Below are 4,737 nucleotides of genomic sequence, written 5' to 3'. Positions count from 1 at the left end.
CGGACCACGTCGTAGGCCCGGGCCAGCGCCTCGTCCGACGTCCGCTCCCCCACGATCAGCTCGACCAGCGGCATCTTGTCCACCGGCGAGAAGAAGTGCATGCCGACGACGTCGTCCTGCCGCTGGACGCCCTCGGCGAGGCCGGTGATCGGCAGGGTCGAGGTGTTGGACGCGAGGAACGCGTCCGGCCGGGCGTGCTGCTCGGCCTCGCGAAGCACCCGGTGCTTGAGCGCCTGGTCCTCGAACATGGCCTCGACGATCGCGTCACAGCCGGCCAGGTCAGCGGCCTCGGCGGTCGGCGTGATGCGGGCGAGGAACGCGTTGGCGTCGTCCTGCGTCATCCGGCCGCGCTCGACCTGCTTGCCCACCAGAGCGGCGACGTGCGCCTTGCCCTTCTCGGCCGCCTCGACGCTCACGTCCTTGAGGACGACGCCGACGCCCACCTTCGCGAAGGCGTGCGCGATGCCGGCGCCCATCATCCCGGCGCCCAGCACGCCGACCTTCGTGGCCGCGAACCTCTCCGGGCCGTCCGGTCGCGAGGCGCCGCCGTTGACGCGGTTCAGGTCGAACCAGAACGCCTGGATCATGTTGGTCGAGATCTGGCCACCGACCAGGTCGACGAAGTAGCGGCCCTCGACGATGAACGCGGTGTCGACGTCGACCTGAAGGCTCTCCACCGCCGCCGCCAGGATCGCGTGCGGCGCCGGGTAGGGCGCGCCCTTGAGCTGCTTGGTCAGGTTGGCCGGGAACGCGGGCAGGCTGCTCGCCAGGGACGGCGAGGACGGCGTGCCGCCGGGCACCTTGTAGCCCTTGGCGTCGTATGGCTGCTGGGCGGTCTCGGTCGCCAGCACCCACTGCTTCGCCTTGACGAGGAGCTCGTCGCGGTCGGCTGCCAGCTCGTGGACCAGGCCCAGCTTCAGCGCCTTGCCGGGGCGGATCTGCTGGCCCTGCAGGAGCAGTTCGAGCAGCGCCGTCGTCAGGCCGAGCAGCCGGACCGACCGCACCACACCGCCGCCGCCCGGCAGCAGCCCGAGCGTGACCTCCGGGAAGCCGAGCTTGACCGTCGGATCGTCGAGGACGACGCGGTGGTGCGCAGCCAGCGCGATCTCGAGGCCACCGCCCAGCGCGGCACCGTTGACCGCGGCGGCGACCGGGAGGCCGAGGGTCTCCAGCCGGCGCAGCTGGCTCTTGACCCGGGTCACGGTGGCCAGCACCTCGGCACGGGTCTCCGGTGTCGCCCGGATCAGGGCGCCGAGGTCGCCGCCGGCGAAGAAGGTCTTCTTCGCGCTGGTCAGGACGACCCCGCGGATCGACTCCTTCTCGCGCTCGAGCCGGTCGACGGTCTCGCCCATCGACCGCACGTACGCGTCGTTCATGGTGTTCGCCGACGACGACGGGTCGTCGAGGGTGAGGACGACGATCCCGTCGGCGTCCTGCTCCCAGCGGATGGTGCTCTCGGACACGGAAGACTCCTCGGACTCGCGCTCAGACACGTTCGATGACGGTGGCGATGCCCATGCCGCCCCCCACGCACAGGGTGGCCAGGCCGCGACGCAGGTCGCGCCGCTCGAGCTCGTCGACGAGTGAGCCCAGGATCATGGCGCCGGTCGCGCCCAGCGGGTGGCCCATCGCGATGGCACCGCCGTTGACGTTGACCTGCTCGTGGTCGAAACCGGTGTCGGCCATGAACCGCAGGACGACGGCGGCGAACGCCTCGTTCATCTCGACGAGGTCGATGTCGTCGACGGTGAGCCCCGCCTTGGCCAGCGCCTTGCGGGTCGCCGGCGCGGGGCCGGTCAGCATGATCACCGGGTCTGCGCCCGACAGGGCGGTGCTCACGACGCGGGCCCGCGGGGTCAGGCCGTTGCGCTGCCCGGCCTCCTCGGTGCCGACGACGACCAGCGCGGCACCGTCGACGATGCCGCTGGAGTTGCCGGCGGTGTGCACGTGGTCGATCCGCTCGACCCAGTGGTACTGGTTCAGCGCCACCGCGTCGAAGCCGCCCATGTTGCCGATCCCGGCGAACGCCGACGGCAGCCCGCCGAGCGACTCGACGGTCGTGCCGGGCCGGACCAGCTCGTCGGTGTCGAGGACGACGGTGCCGTTCCGGTCGGTCACCGGGACGACGGACCGCTCGAAGTAGCCGTTCGACCATGCCTTGGCGGCGCGGGCGTGCGACTCGGCGGCGTAGGCGTCGACGTCCTCCCGGCTCCAGCCGCCGAGGGTGGCGATCAGGTCGGCGCCGATGCCCTGCGGCACGAAGTGCGTGGCGGCGGCCGTCTCCGGGTCCATCGCCCAGGCGCCGCCGTCGGAACCCATCGGCACGCGGGACATCGACTCCACGCCGCCGGCCAGCACGAGGTCCTCGAAGCCGGAGCGCACCTTCTGCGCCGCCAGGTTGACCGCCTCGAGGCCGCTGGCGCAGAACCGGTTGATCTGGACGCCGGCGACGGTCTCGGGCAGGCCGGCGGCGAGTGCCGCCGTCTTGGCGATGACGGCGCCCTGCTCGCCGACCGGCGAGACGACGCCCAGGACGACGTCGTCGACCTGGGCCGGGTCGAGGCCGGGGTTGCGGCGGCGCACCTCGTCGATGAGGCCGGTGGTCAGGCTGATCGGCTTCACCGAGTGCAGCCCGCCGGTCTTCTTGCCCTTGCCGCGCGGGGTGCGCACGGCGTCGTAGATGAACGCCTCGGCGGTCATGGTCGTCCTCTCGTCGGTCGGGTCGGGGGCTCAGACGCCGAGCGAGCGGCCGACGATCTCCTTCATGATCTCGGTGGTCCCGCCGTAGATGGTCTGGATGCGGGAGTCGAGGAAGGCCCGGGCCACCGGGTACTCGAGCATGTAGCCGTAGCCGCCGTGCAGCTGCAGGCACCGGTCGACGACGCGCTTCTGCAGCTCCGTGGTCCACCACTTGGCCATCGCGGCGTCCTCGGCGGTGAACCGGCCCGCGTTGTGCTCGAGGATGGCCTTCTCCAGGTAGGTCTCGGCGATCGAGACCTCGGTGTGCATCTCGGCCAGCTCGAACCGGGTGTTTTGGAAGGTGCCGATCGACCGCCCGAAGGCGGAACGGTCCTTGCAGTACTGCACGGTCAGGTCGAGCACGATCCGGCTCGCGGCCACCGCGACGGCGGCGATCGAGAGCCGCTCCTGCGGCAGGTTGGCCATCAGGTGGAAGAAGCCCTGACCCTCGGTGCCGAGCACGTTCTCCGCCGGTATGCGGACGTCGTCGAAGAACAGCTCGGCCGTGTCCTGGGCCTTGAGGCCGATCTTGTCGAGGTTGCGGCCCCGCTCGAAGCCCGGCATCCCGCGCTCGACCACCAGCAGCGAGAAGCCCCGGGCACCCGCCTCGGGGTCGGTGCGGGCCACGACGATGACCAGGTCGGCGTTGATGCCGTTGGTGATGAACGTCTTGGAGCCGTGGAGCACCCATTCGTCGCCGTCCCGGCGGGCCGTCGTCTGCAGGCCCTGCAGGTCGGAGCCGGCGGCCGGCTCAGTCATGGCGATCGCGGTGATCAGCTCGCCGTTGGTGAACTTCGGCAGCCAGCGCGCCTTCTGCTCGTCGGTGCCGAGGTCGAGCAGGTAGGGCGCGACGACGTCGTTGTGCAGCGCGAAGCCCAGGCCGCTGGCGCCCACCCGGGTGACCTCGGCGGCGAGGATCGCGTTGTAGCGGAAGTCCTTCACACCGCCGCCGCCGAACTCCTCGGGGACGTCCATCCCGAGCAGTCCCTGCGCACCGGCCTTGAGCCAGACCGACCGGTCGACGACGCCGGCCTCCTCCCACGCGGCGTGGTTCGGCACGACCTCCTTGGCGAGGAAGTCGCGGACCATGGCGCGGAACGCTTCGTGCTCGGCCTCGTAGAGCGCGGAATGCACAGCGGACCTCCGGAGATGCGGGCGACGGTGCGCACAACATACAGACCATCCGTTCTGTATGTGCCCCGGCATCCGGCAGGCGGTCGAGCACGGTCCCCGGGATGGGCAGAACCGGCCCCGGAATGCCCACGCGAGGGACCCTGCCGGGCGCGCCTGTGCCGAACGGGGCGCGCGTGACGGCTGGGGCGGACACGCCCGCAGTGGTACTGGATTGCCGGTAGCAGGCCTCGGACCCTGTGGAACATGACCAGCGTCTACGCGTACGGAACAGCCCACGCGGTGGTGATGGTCGGGTCGTTCAACAAGGACGGCCTCAAGCCGCGACAGATCGGGCCGGCGCACGCGACGATAGGGCGCGTCAACGGCCAGAGCCGCAAGGCTCTCTGCGGCGCCTACGTCACCATCGACGAGCAGCTCCCCTGGCCCCCCGAGGGGTACGAGGAACAGCAGTTGTGCGCCAGCTGCGCGGAGCTCGCCGCCCTCTGAGCTCCGCGAGCGTCAGCGGGCGAGCGCCAGCGACTCGGCGAGAAGGATCTCGGTTCCGTCGGGTCGCCAGGTGCGCCATTGGCCGTCGGGTTGTCGCTCGACCCGGAATCCGTGGTGGACCTTGGTGTGGTGGCGTTCGCACAGCAGCGCGGAGTTCTCCAGGCTGGTGTCGCCGCCGTCGATCCAGTGGATCAGGTGGTGCACGTCGCACCACCAGCTCGGGGCGTCGCAGCCGGCGAACACGCAGTCGTGGTCGCGGTGCTCGACGGCCCGGCGCAGGTGCGGCGGGGAGACCCGGTGGGTGCGGCCCAGGTCGAGCGGTTGACCTTCGGGGCCGATGACGATGCGGGTGATCGCGCCATCGCAGGCCAGCCAGCG

The 4,737-nt window shown here is 71.1% G+C and carries 5 protein-coding genes; 1 reads left to right on the top strand and 4 read right to left on the bottom strand.

Annotated features, from left to right (window positions below; genetic code table 11):
- From VK640_04550 to VK640_04540, 3 genes are all read right to left on the bottom strand, one after another.
- Positions 1 to 1,463 (bottom strand): 3-hydroxyacyl-CoA dehydrogenase NAD-binding domain-containing protein (locus VK640_04550; GenBank protein HTE72454.1); only part of this gene is annotated, 1,463 nt, incomplete at its 3' end.
- 22 nt (positions 1,464 to 1,485) lie between these two features.
- Positions 1,486 to 2,700 carry an acetyl-CoA C-acetyltransferase gene (locus VK640_04545; protein ID HTE72453.1) on the bottom strand — a complete coding sequence of 405 codons (1,215 nt, stop codon included), beginning with the start codon at positions 2,698 to 2,700 and terminating at the stop codon, positions 1,486 to 1,488.
- Between the two features lie 30 nt (positions 2,701 to 2,730).
- Complete coding sequence (locus VK640_04540) at positions 2,731 to 3,873, bottom strand: acyl-CoA dehydrogenase family protein (GenBank protein HTE72452.1); 1,143 nt, start codon at positions 3,871 to 3,873, stop codon at positions 2,731 to 2,733.
- 243 nt (positions 3,874 to 4,116) lie between these two features.
- On the opposite strand from VK640_04540, the gene VK640_04535 reads away from it, so the two are divergent.
- Positions 4,117 to 4,359 (top strand): hypothetical protein, encoded by a 243-nt coding sequence (locus VK640_04535; GenBank protein ID HTE72451.1) that lies wholly within the window; start codon positions 4,117 to 4,119, stop codon positions 4,357 to 4,359.
- A 12-nt stretch (positions 4,360 to 4,371) separates the two neighbouring features.
- Here the strand turns inward: VK640_04535 and VK640_04530 are convergent.
- Positions 4,372 to 4,737: HNH endonuclease (locus VK640_04530; protein ID HTE72450.1), on the bottom strand; the 366-nt coding region annotated here is incomplete at its 5' end.

Source organism: Actinomycetes bacterium (assembly GCA_035489715.1).
GTDB lineage: Bacteria > Actinomycetota > Actinomycetes > JACCUZ01 > JACCUZ01 > DATHAP01.
This window is presented reverse-complemented; position numbering and strand designations above follow the sequence as displayed.